At 47.7% G+C, this 22956-nt stretch carries 1 protein-coding gene (only partly in view); it reads right to left on the bottom strand.

What is annotated here, in order from left to right; genetic code table 11:
• On the bottom strand, positions 1–22956 hold part of the coding region annotated (locus tag M0R35_05135; GenBank protein ID MCK9595044.1) for an HAD-IIIC family phosphatase (this coding region is incomplete at both ends). The annotated region extends 6738 nt beyond the left edge of the window; 22956 of 29694 annotated nt are visible.

The following is a 22956-nucleotide window of genomic DNA, read 5'->3' as shown; positions in this document are numbered from 1 at the left end:
AAAAGAAATCCCCAGGCAGCAGAACAACTGTATAGGGATTAAAAACAGGTTAAAATCATGAAAAATCATTCCCGGGGCAACAACCAGCCAGAGCCCTGACAAAATCCAGCCGAACATAAACTTATTTTGCTCTGTCTTCCTCTGATCGATAATCGCTTCCAAGGTAATACCTTTATATCCCTCCGCCACGTTTATCGACAAAGCCTGAGTCTTGCCGTTTACGGATTTGTCGGCCAGGATAAAGGTGTGCCTCATAGGGGAAGAAAACCCTTCCTCGATTATCTCAAATCCAGCTTTGTTCAACATAGCCAGATAAATGAAATGCACTGTTTCCAGGTCGTGGCAAGTCAAAACCACGATCCCGGAAGGTTTAAGCACTCTTTTGACTTCACGCATATCGGCCTCAGCCGAACCAATTATAATCACATCAACGCTTTCATCGGTTAACGGCATCTTCCCCGCCAACCCGGTCAAAAATCCGTTATTCCTTCTTCTTAAGATCCTCGCTGTTCTTCCATTGAACGCCGTTAAAACCGGGTCGATATCCAGCCCGGTATAATTCACCTGCGCGCCGCCGAGCGCCCCGCAAACCAACGGGCTAAGAACTCCACACCCCATATCCAGAATATTCATTCGGTCATTACTCTCACGGCAAAACGCCTTTACTATCCGTATGATATGTATATAATTCAACCAATGCGCATCAAATAGCGACAACACAATCCAAATAAAACGGTAATTAAACTTTACGCCTATGGTGTGCGGCCTATTGGCCGAACGCCGTGTATTGGCAAGAAGGATTTCTGTCAATTGATCGTTAAATTCTTTCCCTGATTCAGTAGCCAGGAACGCCCGGCATATCGCCCTCTGATACGGCCCCCGATCAAGAAGAAATTGAGGTATAACTTTTGTCATTACAAAAATCTGCCCCTCGACCGATTTTTCCATTCTCTTCAGGGCAGCTACGGCAAACTTTATCCAAGATTCCCCATTGACCTTTTCAAGTATTTTCTGTTGCGCCTCAGCCTGTTTTCTGGATTCCGCATCCAGGGCGCGGAAATCAAGAAGGCCTTCCTGAAAAACATAGCTTTGGATCAAGATAGAAATATCACTCAAAACATCCTTATCCCGTTTATCCAATTCTTTTTGACCAATTCCGCCGCCGTCGCGCTCGCGGGATCCGGAGCGAAACGGCTCATACAAGATAAATCCCGGATAATGCCCTCCTTTTAAGAACAGGCTCATTCGCAAAGGATAATCCCGCAATTCCACATAATCCTCGTCCCAAACAAGAGGCATGATCGCCAATGATGCTCCGACGCTCAACGCCATCTCCGCCATCGGTTTCCACATTTCATCATAAGGATGCAACGCATAGATAAGCGACGCCCCTTCGTAGATCGAACGATTAGGATTTTTGATGTTATCCAGGATAAACTTGAAACTATCATCCTCTAAGTACTTTGCTTTATATACGTCAGTAGCAAAAACTTGCCTGCCTTTTTCAGCTAACCGGCGAGCTACAATTGTTTCCGATCCGATTCCCACTTCAACCACCTTACCGCTATACGATTTGGCTATGGAATCAGCAAATGCTATATACGCGCCCTCTACGGAGATCAATGACCCTTCTTTGAATGGCAGACATTCAAAAAAATACTGGCGATCGATAAAACGCATCAATTCCCAGGAAAGCCGCGCGTCGCGGAATTTGCCCTTAAACAACTCTTTCCACAACCTTCTCTTGAGAAAGGCAAGCGATTCTTCATCATCCGACGCGATCCCGCCGTCAACGCGATAAGTTGTTTCGCTCTCCTTAGCCAATGGCAATTCAATCCTTAAATTTGTCCCCCTGTTCAGATCAGAGTCTATTTTTATCTTACCCAGCATAGTCGAGACTATATAAGCGGTCGCGTCCAAACCAATGCCTGTTCCATGGATATCCCCCACATTGCTGGCTCGATAGTGCCTGGTAAATATTTTTCCTTGCTCATCCTTAGGTATACCGATGCCGGTATCTATAACTTCTATTACGGCGCATTCCTGATCTCCCGGCTCTTGGTAGTCCTTGCTCAAAATAACTGTGATTTTTCCCTTTTCCGTATATTTGATCGCGTTTTGTATAACATTATCTATTACAACTCCTAAAAGATTAAGATCGCACCGGGCAATCACAAGTTCCATATCGATCAAATTAGCTTCGAAATCCAGCCCTTTTGCTACTGCCTCATCCTGAAATAACATAACTCTATTTTGAACATAGGAAGTGATCTCCCTGGACTGAAAATCTGTTCCCGCCCTGAGAATATCTAAAAATGTGTCGATCTCATTCATAAGAACGTTTTTATATCCGGAATTAAGCCATTTTATCATTTTTTCCACCGCGGATCTTTCACTGCTCTTTTTGACTTCTTCATAAAACGGGATTACTTGCAATATATTCGGCAATATAACTATTCTTAACATATCAAGACCGCCGTTATGTCGTAATAACATCATAAACCGGTCAAAAGCGGAATACTGATTGTCTCGCATGAAATTCTTTATTTCTACCCAAGGGGTTTCCCCGGAAACAAAACGGGTATTTATCCAATCCATCAACTTTTCTTGATCCGCCCCGGTTAACATCCCGCTTATTTTCATATTCTCTGCTGAACGCCCGATAACTATCTTAATAGCCGCGTCTTCATTATCTTCCCAATATCCATGTCCCGTCACCGCGGTTTCCATATCTGAATTCGTTCTCTCGCGACTATTCATATAAAAGGCGATTAATTCTTCTCTGGTTAGCCCGTACGAATAGTTAAAATCGTCATATCCAAAAACCCCAAAAATGATTACAACCTTATCCACCGCGAATTCCTCCGCGATATTTTTCAAAAAAACATCCGCTTTTCGTTTAATATCTGGTTCGACAAAACCTAACACTGCCGGCAGGCTTCTTATTTCGCTTATCTTATCTTGAATATTCCGGACTTTACTTATTATGCCGGAATAAATCTCAGTTTCAAAAGTCACAAAATCACCCGCGGATAAAACAACCGCCCCTTTGCCCATTAATTCGCACAAAGATAAATTTTCTTCTTTGATCTCCAACATATCTGCCAACAGTTTTTGTTTGCATTCATCAATAGTCATTCTCTCGAGACCGGCGCCGCCGGCGTTGTTAAAAGTACCTTCGGAAAGCCCGCGGAATATTTCCAGCGCCCTGGCCTGCTGACCCGCAGACATCCAGCGTCCGGCGATAACCAGGCCGAAACTCTGGCTTTCCAGGCCGGGGTCAGGAGACACGGTATATTGCGGGATAAGCTTGGACTCGGCGGCATCAAGCTCGACATCCGTTTTCCAAAAAGCGACCGGCGCGTGGCGCGCCACTACTTCCAATCCGTCTCTGATGTGGGTATTGAATATAACCGTGCAGTTCAACGCGGCCAGATAATGCAGGACCGCGCATTGAATAGCCGCCAGCTCGAAATTATCCGTGCCGTGCATTTCGTCCAAGATAACCAGGCTGTCAGGGGTGACCTGGCTCATGATCACGCTGTAACGCTTAATTACATTAAAGAAGTAGCTTTCGCCCTTGGTAACATTGTCATATCCGCCGAAGAACGAGAAAACCCTGTCAAACCCGCCGATCTCCAGGTTGCCGGACACATAGAAACCCCTTACCGCGAACAACGCGTTCAGCCAGCAATTAAAAAGCATGGCTGTTTTACCGCTGGAATTAGGCCCGGTGATCACCACCAGCGGTTTACCGGTATCTGTGGCAAATGATTGTTTTATCGCTGAGGCGAGGAAAGGTTCGGCGAATCTCCTGAAGAAAGACGGGACACCCGGGGGGAAGAATGGCTTGCTGTTTCTGAGCGTGAATATACCTTTGCCGGAGGCAAAATCCGGAGGGCTCAATCCCCAATACAGAACTGCCCTGGCGATCCCCAGGTTATTGTCTATCTGGACAACCACTGATTCCGCCAGTTCCACAAGGCTATCCATTGCTTTTTCTTTATTCTTATCGGCGACCTTATCATCCTTGATCAACTCCTGGACTTCAGGAAACCGGATCAGTACATCACGCAGAGCGCAAACCATTTCCACGCCTTCTTCCTGGTTCGGGAACTCCGCAGAGATAATTTCCAGTATCTTTTGGATATCCTTAAGGGATCGCTGCGCGTTTTCCACGGAAAAATTACCTGCCATCAGCTTGGCAAGTTGCGCCATTTTCATGCCCAGCATGACATTATTAAATTCCGCTATCTGTTTTGACAACCAGACAAGCCGCTCTTCCCCCATAGCCGCCAGGATACCGGTAAGCCGGAGTTTCCTGCCTGCTGCGGATAAATCGACAGCTTCCGCGCTGAACAAACCCGCGAACCTCTCCATTATATAGCGCTCTTCGCTCTTGCTAAAAAATCTGTTTTGATATATGGTCAAAAGTGTATCTGTCAGCATATGGTTATCCGGGGTAACTTCCTTTCCGTCTTCTTTTGATACCGCGGTTGACCTGACAACCGGTATTCTTATGCCCGGTAATTCGCGCTCTTTGCCGGAAGTAATGACCTCATAATATACGCGGCTGAGCTGACTGATCCCCTCCGGCATCCCGGCCTCGTCCAGCAGCTCTATGGCGTAACTATGCCCGGCAATTCCGTAAACAAGGCCGAAGTCAGGAGTTACTTTCCCGTCAACTTCAGTCACTGTATGCTGCCAGGGAGTCAACCCTGTCTGCCGCGCTACTATCTCAAACGCCTTTTTCAGATGTCCGGTTACCACTATAGTGGCGCCGGTATTGATCATATCTTCCAGAAGGACAACACTGATGGCTACAAGATCACGATAGTCTGTGCCAGTAGGCGCCTCATCCAGGATAACCAGATCCCCAGGGCCGGCCTTACGGATAATCTCAGCGATACTGCTCACCAACCCTCCGAAGTAACCGCTGCCTTCATGCAACGGCTCCTGTCTCGAAGCGAATACCATATAGATATTCCTGAAAACCGAGAGCCGCGCGTGTTCCGCCGGTAACGGTAAACCTATCTGGCTCAACAAGACCGCCATGCCGACACCGCGGGCTGTGGTTGTTTTACCGCCCATGTTCGGACCGCTCAAAAGCAGAGCGTTGTCACGTCCGCCCAACTCTATGCTCACCGGATGGATATCCACGTACTTTTCTTCTTCAGCTTTGCCGGAACGCAACAATTTAAAAAGACGGTCCATTATGTTTTCTTCATCCTGTCCTTGGATCCCCTTATTCGATGAATTATCCGTAACCCTGCGGAACATAAGCAAAGGATTACGGTATTCCGCCAGCGTGATCACCCCGGGATTGTCTGCCAGCAAAGGCATCCGGCAATCATCCTCAAGCAGCATAAGCGCTATACAACAATAAAAGTTCAACTGCGCCAGCGGATTCTGCATGAGCGAATGCGGGAAACTGCGCAGGAAAGCGTACTTATAAGCGAAATACTTAACCGGGCCGTTATTATTAGGAGCGGGGATGCGTTTCCAGAGGTCCTTGAACCTGTCCGACAGAAAAGTAAATTCTTTACACGCCGTTTCCCGTATTATCTTGGCATCTTCCGCCCTGGCGTCAAACTGGCTTATCTGATATTCGAGATCTTCTAACCAATACGGGCATTCCTCGCCGGCCTTCTTTTTCGCCTTTTCAAAGTTGATCATGAATCCAGGATAACCGGTCAAACTCATATTGATGAAATCTTCCCGTTCCCTGAACAGGCTTATATCCGGATGCTTCAGCGTTTCCTCAATGCGCTTACGCCATGCGTTGATAACAGGGTGCGCGCTTTCAGGTAAATTCTCGAGTATTTCCGCCAGCATCAAGACGGCCGCCCCTGCGGTCATTAATGCCCGGGTATTTTCCGGATAGATCTCCGAATGGCGGTATTTATGGAGTTTGCCGAAATACTTTATTCCGTAGTGTCCTCCCCTGAGCCGGCGCAGATCACGGTTATACTGGCGCTTCAGCTCGGAGAACTTCCGGATGCATGAAACCAGCCTTTCTACCTTCTTAATGGCCTGCTGTCTACTGGATTCCGCTGTAACATCCGCGGATGAAACCGGCAAAACCCCATCCAGGAAACTATTAACGATCGTGTGGTTATACAGTATCTCTTTATGCGTCCGGAAAGGCTTCTGCAAACGCTTCTGCAGCATGATCACTGTTTCAGGCGAGGCGTTATCGATAAATCGTTTCAGAATATTCTCGAAATCCCAAACCGGACGCCCCTGCGTATCCCTTAATACTCCCAGGTTCAAAAGATCTTTGGTAGTTACCGGCATCTTACCCGGCCAGAAATCCGGGTCGCCGTAGCGCGGGATCCTGCGGTTATCCTTAACAACTTTGCCGCCGTCAAGGCCGGCAACAGGAGTGTTATCAATAACAGCGGCCCGCGCTTTATCCCATAATTCCCGGCTTGCTATTTCGAATTCAACTGTCTCAGGAAGACGGCCCTTCGCGAGCAAGCGCTTGATCGGATGCCCCGCTGAGAATATCAACATATCCACTTCTTTAAAATATCTCTCGATATGCGGTATTTCCTCCGCGCCCTTGAACCGGAACGATTGCCGCTCCTCGAATGAATATTGCCCAATAACCTTATCTAATTCAAAATCCCCTAATAAAGCGGCGAAACGCATCTCGTGTTCGATCACTTTTATAGACGCGTGAGGAACAGGTCTTTCGCGGTCCGCCAAAGCCGCATCTTCCAACCCGGCATCTGAGATAAATAACTCTAATAGTTCGTGAAAAAATCCGAACTTATCATATTTATACCCCGGGGCGCGCACATAGTACATGCCCGGACCATTAATGTCCGGATTAGCGGCGTTATAAAGCATGTCATTATTTTTACTCTTTTCCCAATCCGAGCCATTACGAATAAGCCTCTCTACTATTCCATGGTCATTTAAGGCTCTTTTTAGCTTAATATCCTGCCGGCCCGCAGCCATCAATCTCCATTGCTTGCTGGTAATGGTAAATAACTTTGGACCGCTGCTGATCCGGAATCCACCGCATTCCACCGCTTCTCTAACCGGCTTAGCGCCTATATGCCTGGAGAACTCAACAATATCCATATTTCTCAGTTCCTCAATATCTCCTATACGGACTAATCGGCACCATGCATCGAATATTACCCGCTCCAGCCTTTGGTCTTTAGAGGCGGTTTGACCGCCGTCGGCGCCGGTCAGAAATGGCGAGCGGAACACCTGAGGGATTATCGCTCCCTTAACGAGTTCTTCCAGAAGCGTATCGGCGATAAAATTAATTAAATATCCGGGAGTATATCCAGGGGAACGGGCAATAGTCACTATCGCTGGTTTTACTCCTTTAGCGGAAAGCGTCTGAACAGCCTTCTTAATAGAAGAACATATTTCACCCTTGATATTTTCCTCGCTATTCAGCGAACCAGGCTTGCCGAAATATATCTGCCTGGGCTCTTTCTCCCCCGGGATGACCGGAGATACAAGCACGCCGCGATATTCATCGTCTTTATCCAGTATATCCGCTTTGAAATACACCCCATTCTCATCCGCCATCCTCTTATAACAGGCAAAGAAGTCCAGATCGATATCAAGTATCAGGCGTTTCGATCCCTGGGAGAAATCAGGGAGCCTGGCAAGCCCCAGCCCCTTCCCCAGCATCCGCAGATATTCGTATCCTTCAAAAAGCGGCAAATCCTGATCGCCAGCGGCGCCGAACCGCGAGCACCAGTATATTTCCGAGATCAGGGATTGACGGATAGCCGGCTCAATGAAATTACTGATATCCACTTCATTGGCGGCGGCCTGGCCTATCACTTCCTGCTCATTGCTCGGCAGCCAGATCGTATTAAAATTCGGCCAAAGATCATGATGAAAATCGACATGAATGACCGCCGCGCTTTTTATGCCTAATTTACGCAGCCCTAGCCACCAGGCGGGATAGGCCCAATTATGCCTGCACATCAAGAATACCAGTTGCTGCCCGTTATCCGAGATCAGATTAGCGCCGCCGTATTTCTTAAGCACTGCTACCTGGCCGCCGTCGCGTAAGGATGCGACGCGATACGCTTCTGCTTTACCGCCGTCTTTCAAAGATGCGACGCGATGCTCCTTTACGCTACCGCCGTCGGGAAAAGATGCGACGCGATGCTCCTTTACGCTACCGCCGTCGGTATTATTACCGACCTGCCGGAATTCAACGGAGGTATTCCTGTCATAACGTCTGAACCGGTAGAATATAAAGCGCGTGCCTATAGATTCAATCGCTATCCTATCCACTTCTTCGAGATTATTATTTCCGGCCAGCACAGACACATCTTTTTCTTTCCAGAGATGCGGCATAATTCCCGAAGCCACGCCAAAACAGGCATTGAATAAACGATGCAGATAAAGGCTCCAGTCGAGGAAACCTATGATCAACTCCCCGCCGTTATCAAGCAGCCGGCTGTATTCGGCAAAGGCCTTTTTCGAGTTAACATACGAGGTATGCTGCATACACTCAACTACTATTTTTCCGGCACTGCCTTCAGCCAGAGGAATTCCCGCGTAATCGAAACCTTCGATAAAACGGATATGCTCAGTGTCGTTTTTAATCCCAAGGCTTTTTCTGGCCAGGGATATCTGATATGAAGAACAATCTATCCCCACTGCCTTAATAAGCGGGTACTTATTTTTGATCTCCTCTAAAAGCGGAACTCTGCTGCCACAGCCGGAGTAGATAAGCAGCATCGGATGGCTACTTTTAAGCCCGATGAATTCAATAAGTTTGCGTGACGCGTTATGATCGGAAGCGAGGGTCGGCAATACTTCCAGGGTCTTATAGAACAAGTCTGTTTTCTGCTGTTTATCCATAGCATAAGAATACAGTCTAAAAACCACTCCTGGGACAAGGCAAACGCCTAATACTACACCCATAGTTAAAAAGATCCCCATCAGCCGGGGATACCCTTCGGAAACAAAAACATCGGAGAATCCCCATACCCATAACACCAGACCGAAGGATTCAACCATCATAAGCGCGTTAATCCGGTCTATCCTCTTTTTGACGTCCTCCCCCCCGTCATCGCGACAATCAGGAGCATTTTTTTCAATCAAAGGCATTTGTTCTTTATCAGAATCAACAGGATCACCATTTAAAATACTTCTCAATTTATCAAGGATCCCCTCCGTTTTCCCTGCGCGCTTATTTATTTTCCGGCCGCTGTCCGATGATGCGGCAGGTTCATTTAATAAACTCCGGAACGCCTCATCCAATGTTTCCGCGTTAAGGAGTATCCCGGATATCCGGGCCCCAGGCCATCCTTCCTCCTGCCGTTGATAAATAAGGTCTAATATCCGCTTACTTTTATCAACATAATCCCGCCCCCATTTTTCGTAATAATTCGTACTGCCGGTGCTAAAACGCCAATAGCGGTCATGCAAAAATCTTTCGATCTCCCGCACAGCTTCTCCGCGGCTTTTTTTCATTAGATCGATATCCAACCGCAGGCGCTGCACGCTGTTTATAACCTCTTCCTCGGCAGTAAGCATTTGGGGAGGATTCCACCCGCGGTCAAGGTGTTTATGCATGCGGTAGGCAAGATCAAGGGGACGGCTGCCGCCCAGTATAATATCGTCCCGTTCGCTGATTTTGTGGCGTATATGGATGCCGCCATACGGGCTTTCCCCGTAGCTGACGGATTTTTCTCTTTCGCGCGGAGTTATCTCAAAAATACCCCATCCACAATAGCCCGTACCGGACTTCATCCGTCGAGGTATAATACCCTCTTCAATTGCGACCAAAGCGGCATTGTCCGCGATAGAAACAGCCGGTATTTTAATGTAACATACCGGGGCCTCTACCCCGTAAAGGTCTCTAATGGCATTTCGTATAAAGATGTCATACCTGGCATTTTTAAGAAGCTCGTAGTAAACAGATTCCAGCCCGATTTCAAAATAATTTATCGCGTCCTCAGATAGCCTGGAACCAAGCATCCCCTTCGGCATAAGCTCAGTCATCCCGGATTCAACGAACATCCGCGTTTCATCCAGCAGTTGTTGTACGCTAGCCTTCAGTCCGGCATCAGTTACAGTCCTCAGGATCTCCTCCATAAAATAAATAAACTCTCCCCACTCGGGATATTCCTCAAGCAGCAACTGGTCACAAAAGTGTTCGCAAAGCAGCTTAGCGGCAAACCTTCGGGAAATCGTATTTATTCTTTCGTCGCTGCTGTTCAGCCCGGCAAGCAGCCTGTCAGTCATTGCCCAGCCGGGCCCAATCGGCGAACCAAGCCGAAAAAACCATCCCTCGTGCCCGTCAAGGGCCTTTAAAACGGCTTCTTCAGACAGCTTAGTAGTTACTTTATCCGGAGTACCGCCGTCAGATGATCCATTATTTATCCTGTAGAGATATGCCTGCTGTCTGTTATAAATACTCACATCTCTATCCCTGGCGGGATTAAAAACGAAGAAACGCTCAGGCGCGGATCCAGACGTCAATGAAAGCTCAATAGGCCTAAAAATATCGCTTTCCAGCATACTGAAAGCCCGCTTAGTATACAAAATACCGCTTAATGACTGAAAATCCGGCCCCAAGGAAGTGATTATTTTGTTTTTCGTTACGCTGGACTTACGCAGAAGATAGTAAAGCGCGATCTGCCGGCGGACATGCTGTTCACATAAACAGATATCATCATCGTTAAGTTTTTGCTGATAATTACTGCAATCGCTCAGGCGCGTCGCATACCGAGAACAATTAGCCCTGAAAGTGAATCCTGTGGCAGGGGCATAATCAAGCACCATTGCCAGCGCGGCGCAGGACCATCTAATAATGTATTTTTCTAAGGGAAAGTTTTCGCGAAGGGTAAAGAAGGGATAATACAGAAGAAGCATATCCGCCTTAGCGGTCGGGCCGCGTATATTCCCTGAACTCCCGGACATCCCGCGTACGCCGGTGAACCCCGCAGGCGAACGCATAAAACAACATGCGCCATCAACACAAGTGATCCTCCCGGAACTTCCGGCGGTAAAGCTTAAACGTATGCCTTTGCTCCCGCCATCTTGCTGACCGGCCGCATCCCTTAAAAAATACAGATAGATCTCCCTTTTAGATAACCATTGCTGGTACGTATTTACCGGTTTAGACGGATAAAGGCAATCATAATAAGACACGCGCAGTTCCCCATTTACGATCTCGATAATATAATCCCTGCCGCTGCGATAATGGGTATCCACCCAGAACTCCCATATTGCCGAGGAAATATGCTCGTGATATTCGTAGCGTTCATGGACGGCGTCCCATCGGGGGTCGTCTAATACGCCGCCCGCATGACCGGTACCGGCAATATGATGAAAATTGCCCCTCTGTATATACCCTGACCCGACAAGCATCATATTAAGGAATTCCGCGGTTGAGATAGAATCCTTCAGAAAACCTCCGATAATATCGATAAACAATATGTCGCGCGTATAGTCCAGCCCATTTTTCTGAAAATACCGGGAGAAATACGGGGCATATTCCGCGGCCATCGCTTGAAACGCTAAATCCACTTCCTGCTGCCAGACGTCGATCATAGAAAGCCTGTCGTGCATGCGGTATAGTTCCTTGATTTTATTGAACGAAAAGTCTATAAGCAGGATATCGTCTTTTTTACCGCTGTATTCCGGCTGGGTATGCGCAAGATATTCCAAAGCATGATAAATAGGATCCGCGCTGCGGCCCAAAACGGCAAATTGCATCTTTTGATACCGGGCAGAGTCAAGGATGTATCGCGCGAATCGCGCGATCGACGGTATAAATCCTCGGAAACGGTTAAGATAATCAAACCCTGCCATTTCTGATTCTTTCCCAAAAACGCTGCCTTCGTCCCAAAGCCGGTCGTCCTGCAAGAATTCATCCGCCAATATGAACCGCAATGCTGCGGGGTCGCCGATGATCGCGGAAAGGATAAGCTGTTCCGGCTCTCCCATCGAATGCAACCGCGCCAACGCTACGGTTTCCCGCTCATCAAAACACCGGCTGTATTCAGCGTCGATGACCGGCGGAAACAGGGGTTGATCCCCGCGTCCGGGATTCAGAATGCCCAGATCGAACTTCTCTTCAAGCAGTTCAGCCAGATCATGCGGGTTTGCGGCGAACAATACCTTATCCAGGAGGTCATAAGGAAGTATCTCTTTCCGGCCAAGGAATACCGCGGTGGCTCCCTCATTCACCAGGCGCAGCATATCGAAATCGTTCTCGCTGTCGCCGGCGACGATGATCCGGCTCATCGGCACTTCCCATCGATGCGCAAATTCCCGCAGCCTGATCCCTTTCGTGCAAAGGCTAATGACTACGATAAAATTATGATGGTTGGTAAGATATAGCCCGTCCGCGGATAATTCCCGGGAAAGATATTCCACGATCTCTTCCGTATACTCCTGTAACCGGCTTTCTTTGACCAGGATCGTCACCAGCGAACGTTTATCAAAGAACATCTGTATGGAAGAATCCTTGCCGGATCCCAGATGCTCCAACAACCCCAGCTCAGCGAGCTTTTCAGCAAGCTTTTCTTCGATCCTTTTTTTGTGCTCCCCGGAAAGATCAAGCGAGGCGTCCTCGGACAGGACCAAATCGCCTCTCGTTTCGCAATATCCGATAAACCCTCCCAATTCGCCCAAAATATGCATCTGTCCGGAATAACGCAGGTTTTTAAGAACGCCTGTGCGCTCGAGATTATCATAGTAGAGCTCGAGTGGGTCCTGCCCGGTAGCAATAACCCAGCGGCCGCCATTTCTCAGGAATGCACCGAGCACATTCTGCAGCCGTTCCGGCACACTATCAGGGTAGAAAGCGATTGTTCCGTCGTAATCCGTGACTAACAGCCACCCGGAAAAATCCCGATCCTGCCCGCCGTCACAATCCCGGCGATTGCGGTGGATACTTATTTCCGGATCGCGTTCCGGGATCAACTCGAAGAATCTTCCGTGGATCCTCTGGGAAAGCAAAAATATCTCTTTGAATCCGGATTCTCTCTTCAAACGTTCAAACGCAGCAAAGGCCTTTGGGGTGAAATATATCCCGCCGATTGCAGGATATCCATCTTTGGGAAGATCAATGGAAATAATATTTTCTTGTCTGACTGCGGCGGTGTCCAGAAAATAAGAAATTTTCTCTTCTTTTTTCTGCAGATAACGTTCGTAGAGACAAATACGGGGGATTGGTTTGAGAAACGGGAAATCGCTGCAAGTTGCGGACCGGCGCAAATAGATCGAGCACCGCGTAGTTACCCCGAAACCTTTTTCATCCGAATACGCAAAAACCAGTTGAAGTGCGGCGCAGCGGAAGGTTTTTTCATAACATTCAAACGCGAAATCAAATCCCTGAATACTCCTGGGCGATTGGGCAATAAAAGCGTCTCCGGCTGTAATCTGGAATTCATCTCCGTAAACATCCTCTAGCGAACTGTTTATCTCCGGATATAGATGCTTGCCGTTATCAGCGGTGTACTTCAAGAAACAGCACGCCGCGTCAGCGCAGCACTTATCCCTGCCGGGCAGACAAAAGAAAGAAAACGGTATCCCCGGGGAATTTCCGCCGTCTGCCTCCGATTCCTCCAAAATCTCGACTATGCCTTTAAACCCATCAACACGCACCCGTTGCCCATCCCGCAATGTCTGCATGGCTATTTCTGTTTTAATTACCGCCGGTATACCGTTTTCCCTGGCGGTAATAGCGGTATGCTGCAGGATATTATCGCCGGAATCAGCCACCACGCCTACGGCTACGATGAACAAAGAGGCCCATAACGGCGTAACTTCCTCGCAAACAATAACATCTCCGGTTTTGACTTTGCCAAAATCATCCATCGAACGGACAATGACTGCCCTTCCTTCAGCGGACCCCTGCGATACTCCCTCGCCATACAGGCATTTCCCGGGTAACGCGGAAGCGATAAAACTTTCCGCCTGGCTGTTTTTAGCCACATCCAGCATGGTTATGGTTCCTTTCCCCGGCTTCCCGGCCCGGGGAGCTGTTCGTTTGCCCAGGGTGTGCGGAGGCTGAGTTTTCTTTTGTTCTTCGTAGGTTTTTTTCCTTGAGATTAACTGTTCTTTCGCTTCGCCAGTCACCGCCTTCTTAGTTTCCGACAGTATTTTCAAAACTTCCGGGCAGGTAAGGAACAAAATATCCTCTGGTTGTTCCAATAACCCATCCCTGACGAACCTTTTGCCGATACTTAAAAGCAACTTCCGGTATTCCGCTTCAAGGCTCTGTTCAATATAATAATGATGGTCCTCGACATATTGAATACCCTTCTGAACCATGCGCAGCTTGAATTCCACCCAAAAACGTTTTAAAGGACTAACCTGAAAAAGAATGCCGGCGAATTTATCCTGACGTTTTGCGATAGACTCCTGTTTTCTTTTCTCAATAAAATCATCATTCTTTTCGCTTAATTCAATTACCCACCGCATTAATTCCCGGTTGTCCTCGCTCCAGTCGGGATTCGTGATCCTGGTCGTGAATCTGCCGTAAGCATCAACAAACACTTTGTGCTCCTTTATGAACCCTTCCGGTAATCCGGTCATATCCACGGTTGTTTTCCGCTCCCTGGCGATTTCCGTCCGCTGTTTCAACTCCCTGCACAAATCCGGGTCTGTCCGCGCTGACCGCGAGAGCAGCCAGGCGGCGTCAGTCATATCCGTTGTGACCGTCCTTACTCCTTGCGTCAAATAAATAAAATCGTCTTTTGCGAAATATTTTCCGAGGCGCATAGAAAGAAACGCCAACGCGGCGTCATAATGTATCCGCCAGAATCTAACGCTGATCTGATTGAATCTTTCCACATATCCGGCTAAAACAACCGGAGAAACGATATCGGCAGAGCGATTCATCATACGCATCTCACGGACATCTTTCTTAACCTCAGGCAATACGTTATCCCAGACATAATACCAGGATAATTTCTTAAAACTATCCTCAAACCTGCGGAAATACGGGAACCCGTCCGCTAATCGGATAACACCCGCGTAGAAAATATTAAAAAGCGTCTGCGTAACGGCCCTTAATAAAAACTTCAGCATACGCAGGCTCAAAGGCGCTGTTTTATACGTTTTATACATAAATCCGTTGAGTTCTTTAAAACGCACATTCATCGGGAAATTAATGAGCGCCAAACGAGTGCCTTCTTCCGCATATTTAAACCGCGATAGCTCCATCGGGGTATATGGCGTGCTTTCCCCTCCCATTAAATACAGATCCCAGGCAAACTGCCTGTCTGACAGAGGGCTCCATTTTACCGGGAATGCTTTATCCTGAGAGAATGTAGTTATGCGGCGAGCCTGAAGCAGCATTACTATGCCTTTATCCAAACACCATTCCATATCAACCGGATACCCCAGGCTATGTTCAAGCATTATTGCTGTCTGGGCAATTTCCAGCTGCTGTTCCTCATCAATAGACCAGGCTTGGGCTTTTTGCGCAGGCAGCGCTTTTTTCTGGATCTTCCCGCCCGGCCCGATAGCCGCCATCCAGGTTTTATCCGCTTTGCGGCTGCGGTATATATTAATAGTGTGCGAATAATTGTCATAGCTTATTTCATCGGCAGGCGCGCCTTCCGAAACCACTCCGGCGCATGATCCGTATGAAGAAACGATCAATGTCTCAAAGGTATCCCTGGAATAAGGATTAACGCTGAAAGCTATACCTGAGGCATCATCACAAGGGATCATTTCCTGAATGACGACTCCCATCTTAACATTAAAGATATCAAGCCCTTTCTTCAGCCTGTAACTGATCGCTTGAGGATTCCATAACGAAGCCCAGCAACCCTTAAGCGCGGTTAAAACCTCTTCTTCAGAAACCAAATTCGCAAAAGAATCGTGCTGGCCGGCAAAAGCTTCCATTCCGTCTTCGCCTATGGCGCTGGAACGGACCATGACTGAAGATCCCGCCGCCTCGCAAAGATGCCTTTTCCGCAGGGCGGCATAATTAGATACGACCTCATCAGCGATCTCGTCCGGGATAGTCCGCGCCATTATTTCTTTCTTTAAGGATTCCGATACCGCTAATATCGCTTCGATATTCCCCGGCTCTCTCCGCGCTCTTTCAAGCGTATCCGCGATAAAACCACGGATTTTTGTTTCTTCCAAGAACTCCTGGAAAACCTCATACGAAACAGCAAACCCCTGAGGGACGTTATACCCCAGATCAATGAGTTTGGCTAAAGACGCCGCTTTCCCGCCAAACCTTGAAGTATCAAGAGCTTTCTTCAGGTCAACGATATTACCACTATAATTAGTGCCATTATTACCGCCATCTTGTTTCTGTCTGCTTAACTTCACTTCATCAAGACTGGAAACCGATCTTAGATACTTAACCACTGCGGTCGCCTTATTTTTCTCGAAAGCCGACTTGGCCAGCAATATGACCCCAGCCAACTTCCGGGAAACCGCTTCCCTCTCATCTTTACCGCTCGCATTCCGTAAACATTCGCTTAATATACGGCTGTGAATAGCTCTTGCTCTCTCCTCACTGACCGGCACCGGACCATACACATCCAATAGCGCGCCCAAATGAGAATAAAGCTCCCGGGCAACATCCTCTTGAATGGTATCGCCGCGCCCCTTATGAACCTCATCATAGTCGGCAGCCCTGGCTGTTTTCTTTTGCTCGTATTTCTGGTCGCTGAAATACTTGCCCTGATTGATCATATTGTTAAGCACCGCCATAACAATACCCCAATTATCGGGCGCGGTTTGTTGCCGTATCTTCGCGAGATAGGCGCTTCTTTCTCCCTCTCCGGCGGCCCTCTTTTTGATATTGGCCAGCATCATATTCGCGGCTTTCCGCAGATTATCGCCCTGACGGGAATTAGCCTTATTGATCATACTGGCGATGATCGCGATCTCAAACCTTTCGTTCAATTCATCCTCCAATAAGACCATATCCGGATGCCCGCCCAGACTACGCTTCAAATCCCCCAGATATTGATTTATGGCATTGCGATCTTTCAAGTCGTGTTTATTCTTTATAGCTGCGATGATGAAATCATACACCTCCCGGTATTTCCCGTCCTTAATCATCTGCGCTGCTTCGTATGGCTTGATATACGTGTACGCGGAAACCATATTAAAAAGATATGTTTGCCCGCCTAATTCCTTTAAAGGACCTTTGCCGGAGAAATTGGAAAGTTCGGAAATATTATTTCTCAACATGCTGAATATAACAGGCTTGCACGATTTAACGGCAAAAGCGGCCATTTTACTTATCATCGACCCGCCGGGAGCGGGAGAAATAGTAAGAACAACGGAATCCTTCCAGACATCCCAGACTTTCGCGTCGGATATCACGCCTTTCTCAAGACTTAATTCTATTTTCTCTTCGTCTTTCAGCCTGCGCACCAACATAGCGCTTTCAGGTTTATTTGTTATAAGCACTATCTTGGCGTCAATCCCCCGCTCGGACAATTTTTTCTTGATCTCTGCCAGGACATACGGCATATCTTCTTCGCCCGCCGACAATATGTCTATATTCCCTTTCTTCTGCGGCATATCCGCGACATATTTTACTACCGCTTCAATGAATTTATTATACTCGGCAATCAGCCCCACCCTGTCCCGCTCGCGGTCTGGCTGTTCCCCTCCGTCAAACCGGCCGTCTTTTGCGTCATTGATGTCTTTTAAACAACTCCAGGGATTATCATGGCAACGGACATACTCCGCCGCATCTGATATCAACTTGAACGCCTCTTGATTAACCTGGCTTTCCCGGGATACGCGAAAATAAAGCGCCTCATGATGTGAGGGCGGCCGGACAAAAAGCCTGAAACCTTCCGCCTCATAAAAGCGCTTATAATACCAATCCCCCAGGGACCGTAGCAGGCCTTTCTGCTTGGCAAATGAAGGAGTATCCCTATCCAGGGCGTCTATGCGCGAATTAAAATACGAGGAAACCACGTCTGAATAAAGATCGGCGCGCTGATTAAGACGGGCCAATACAGTGATAATATCCGCCACAAGCCGTATGCGCACAGGGAAATCCCCTTCTGATGATATCTTCTTAACAAAGAACTTATGCATACCCGCGGCGAATTCCGCCAGCCGGGACATTACCTTGGATTGTTTGCCGTCATAGCTGATAATGACAATCCCTGTGTTCGCCAAGACTTGCTTCATATCAAAATTGCACCAGTCATACATCGATGATTGATGTTTTTTCACGGTGCGCATATGGGCGCGTTCGTAGATAGTGAGGACATTGCGCTTATCATCGCTGACAATGATCCCTAACTGCTCGTTTACCGCCTGCCGGATATTCGCCCAGGCGGCCAGTAAGACGATCCCATTATAACGATGTATCGGACCGACATAAACCCCATCCGCGTTATGAATGACCAGCCCCGCGGCATTATCGGCTTTCATCGCCCTGCCGGCGCGGATGCAATTCAATATAGCGAATTCCACGGAATTAAGCTGAATCATCTCTTCCGCGCTTATCGGCCAGGATATGTTGTCTGTTTGCGACTCGCAGATATCCTTATCCGCCGGGATCAAGGCGATACGGGTATCCTTCAATAATTTCGCCCTATTTAGCCTGCCGCCGCGCGTATTTCCGTAATCCACGCCCAGCTTATCGATGAATTCCCCTAAAGTCAGGTTATCTTTCCACGCGCGCATTATTTCCAGAAAAACCATCCCGCTTCCTATAGAATCGCTCCTCCTGAGCATTACCGGTATAGCCCTGTCTTTTAATACCCGGGGGTCTATGCGTAAGGACGATGGGTCGTCATTCGCGGCGATGATTACCGCATCCAGGCTGGCTTCCACGCTTTGTTTTTCCTGTTTCCAACTATCCCAAAGCTTCCCGTATTCTTCATACAATAACTTCCGGTTATAATCCTGGAGTTGTCTGGCTTTCAGGTAACCCTTATATTTTTCAACAGCCTTCTTGTTCTTTTCGTAGAACACGTCTGTCAAACCCAAAACATACCAGTTAAAAATCAGGGATATGACAAAACTCAGGATTATTTTAGTCAGACTCGCTTGCAGATTAAAGGTATCGGTCATCCCCAGCGCGTACTCGATCCAACTCAAAAGTTCCAGTGACCCGGTGATCAACGGCATAAGATATGAAAAGAACATGATCTTATAAGTCCAGGGCTGGCGCACGCCGACTTTCACATCCCGGCGTTGACGCGACATCATTTCCACTTTTATCAGGTCGACCTTTGCTGAAGGCGGAAGCCGGTTATACAGTCCGGGAACAATAGTATTCCCTAAAGATACCAGCCGGTCCTTCGCGGATTCGAATTCCTTCCTACACCTCCAGTTATGATAAGCGAAACCCCAAACAAAATGGATTATACGGGTCAAGGCCTCGAAAACCGCCGATTTAACGATTAATGCGTACCGGCGCAGCCCCTCTCCTGATACAATAACTTTCGGCAGGACAGTAGAACAATAAAGATTAACCGCATCCAGTAAATTTATTATATATGAGTATTCCAGCGCGTAATCAGCCACATAGATGAATTTCGCCGCTTTAAGCTGGAATTTACGCGTTTGCCTTGCGTCTTCGAAAATATTAAGCAAAGACAGTTTTTCGTATGTTGTAATGGATAAGCCGGCTATATCCTGGTAAAGCGATACCAGCAATGACGGGTCGACCGTATTGACATCGCTTTCAAGAGGGGTCAAAGATATGATCGTGGTGGAAATAACCTGCAACCGGGTCGCGTCATTACGGGTTATCGGCTCCAGAGAAACAATTGCCCGCCATTCCCGAACCAGCTCTTCCGCTCTTTCAATACGGCTGGCAAGAGGAAGTTTATGATACTCTTCCGCGATCAGGTCATTCAGGGCCTCTCCGCCATCATTATTCGCGGATGGATCGCCCGCGGATGAGCCATATTCGTTTATCCTGATCCATCCCGGGGATTTCATCTCAAACCCGGGCAGCAAGATCATCCACCGGTCTTTTCCGGATATCTCAAAGCCAAACCTGGGATATAGATCTTTCACCTGGCTATTCCTCTCAGCGCGGCAATACCATCCTTCAACGATCCGGATATTATCTTCGCGCAAATACTTTATAACCGAAGCCATAAGAGCGTTTTCTATAGTTAATCCTATGGCGCGGCAGCTAAGATAAAACCCTTCTATCCCGCACTTGATAGCCTCCCGGCCGCAGGACAACGATACGATCATTACCCCGACGATCCCGGCATCACCGAATTTATCAGCCATCTGCAGGGAATAGACCCGATAGCCTTTGTCGGATAAGATAAGCGTCTTAACCTGTTCTTCGGTAAAACGTTTGCCTGTAAGGTTAAACTGGCTGGTCCGTTGGGTAAGCTGCGCAATTCGCCCGGCATAAGGGATATTCTCCAAGCCTTCGCGGATAATAACCTTAAGCCTGAGCGAATTAAGGTATTCTTCCTGAGAAGATGCCGCGGCCTTAAGCTGCTCGCGGCTATCACGCGCCCGGTAGAACTCCGCCCTGCGTTTATCCTCCGCGGTAACAGTTCCTTTTATGAAAATACCATAGAGTTCTTCTATCAGTTGTTTTATTTCAACAGGATCTGCGGGGAATTGAAGAGCCCGGACCATAGGCAAAGATTTGCGGATAAGTTCGATCTCCCTGGGAGAGTCGTCAATAAATACAAGGCTGTCCAGACCTACATTCAACTCCGCGGCGATCGCCCTAAGATTATCATCCTTAGCCAACCAGTTAACCCTGTGACTGCTGAAATCACATATGCGCAGCACCATATCTTTGCGGTTCCAAAACACCTGCTCTACGTCATAAACGTTATTTTTGCTGTTGATCGCAAGGATAACCCCGGATTCACCGAGATGCTGGACTACCTGCTGGAATAATATGTGTTCCGGGGCAAGTTGAATACCCTCAATACCATCTTCCCCAACAATCCCTTTCCATAAAACCCCGTCGCAATCAACAACAAGGCATTTTGAGACTATCCGGCAGGCTTCAGGATTATTCTCTAATCTTCCGCCGTCGGCACGGCCGCCATCTGGTAAATAATTATTATTTTCTTGCGCCGATCCTTCTTTTTCGGCTACCGGAGTGGAAAGGAACAAAGAAAGATAAGGTATATCAAGGAATGTCGGGCAAACAACCACCTTGGTTTTCTTAACCCCGGAAATAGCCGCTCTCAAATCGTCGTAATAATGGATAATACATCCGCCATGTTCAAATAATTTAAGGTTCAAAACAACCAGCGGCGCGCGATCGTTCTTTACGGCATACTCTTCTGCCCCCAGGATGATCTTAGCCGCGCTTGCCGATGGAGTGGAATGTTCGCCAACCAACACGCCATCAATATCCGGCTGCGCCACAAAATCAGCGACATTGCCAGAATCCACCAATCTTCCATATAATAAACGGATATTCTCAGCGGTTTTAGGGCCATATCCTTTATCCTCTGCCAGCCAACGGCGCAAGAATGAACAAATTCTCTGAACCGCCAGCGGATCCATTGCTTTTTGTTTCGAACGTTCTTGTTGCAATACCCACAACGGAAGATAAACAATGATCACCCGTTGAGCCTGCCTTCCGGATATCCCGGCTAAAGCCTCGCTCAAACGGTTTATCAACATGGCATTGGAACGCCCTTCTTTCTTTTCTTTCATGGTATCAGTTATACAAACAACCGGGGTCATATTCTTCTTAAGCGCGGCTTTTATCTTCTTATTAACCAGCTCATATGATTCCTGGATTCCAACACTCCCTGCCGTGCGTTCAGGATGGCCAAGGATCACATAAGTCACACCTTCACGTAAAAGCATTGACGGAGAGATCTCCCCGGTAAATGGGCCGACGTCAATATGGAACATATTCTGGGCTCCTATGTAAATACCCCCGTCGGATTTTTCCCGTTCGCAGCCATTACGTCTCCTGCTGCGGGCATAAGGTTTGATCACGTTGTCATGAAGCCATTTCACCTGGTCTTGACTCAAATGTTTGTTTTGGGACAGATCAATCCTGATATCATTTACGATCAATTCTTTACGGATGATACCCGCCAGGTCCTCAACATATTGATCCGTTTTCTCGTCTTTTAATGAGCTATTGAGCCGCTTATTCTGTTCGGCGACCTCAATCTGGCGTAAACCATTCAATAATGGAATAAGTTCTTCTGAGACTAATCTCTTAAATTCCTGGTCCGAGCCGACAAGCAGCCCTTGACGGCAATAAAGCTTACACATCCTTTCCGCTAATGTTTCAAACCTTGCCTTATCAAAACCCTTGCCGCCGTCTTTGTTTTGATTCTGATCTTTCTCGACAGAAATGACCATGCTTAATTCTTCCAGGGCAGCCGCGCGGACGGGCCTATCATTGTCATTCAAAGCCCTGAGCAGAAAAGTTATTGCCTGAGGGCCTTCTATAGCGGCTACAGCCTGCAGCATCCTGATACGGGCGGAAGACGCGTTATTCTGGAAAGCTATTACCAAAGGTTGAACCGCAGGCTTGCCGGCATTTACCAGGGCATTGAACGCCTCGGAAGAAACAGTATAACTTTCATCTTCCAAAAGCCGGATCAAAGATTCCATCGCCGCGGCATCCGGTTTATCTTTTAAATATTTTGCCGCCTGTAAACGGTTCCAGGCGCATTTGCTGTTTAATTCACCGATTGCTTGCTGCTGCCTCCGCCCCGTTTCCCTTCCCTCCCAGGAGAGCATAAACATAGAAAAAAGATTAAACCCGGTAAATATACTCAAAGCCCAGGATAACGCATAAGAAGTATCGCCTGCGGGAAGAGAGCCGATTATTACTGCTGCTGTTAGAACAACGAGCAATGTCTCTATGCCTAAATATTTATACGGTCCGGGAAAAATCCCGGGCAATTTACTATGCCCTATTCCAAAAATCACAGCTACAACACTGCTTATCGCCAGGATAACAAAAGGATATACCAAGCTTAGTGTCAGGAATACTGCCAGGACCGGGAAAAGCGCCAGAGGACCAAATACATCTTC

It is taken from the genome of Candidatus Omnitrophota bacterium (genome assembly GCA_023227985.1).
Classification (GTDB): Bacteria; Omnitrophota; Gorgyraeia; order Gygaellales; family Profunditerraquicolaceae; genus JALOCB01.
The sequence above is the reverse complement of the archived record's forward strand: the minus strand, read 5'-3'. Positions and strand labels throughout refer to the sequence as shown.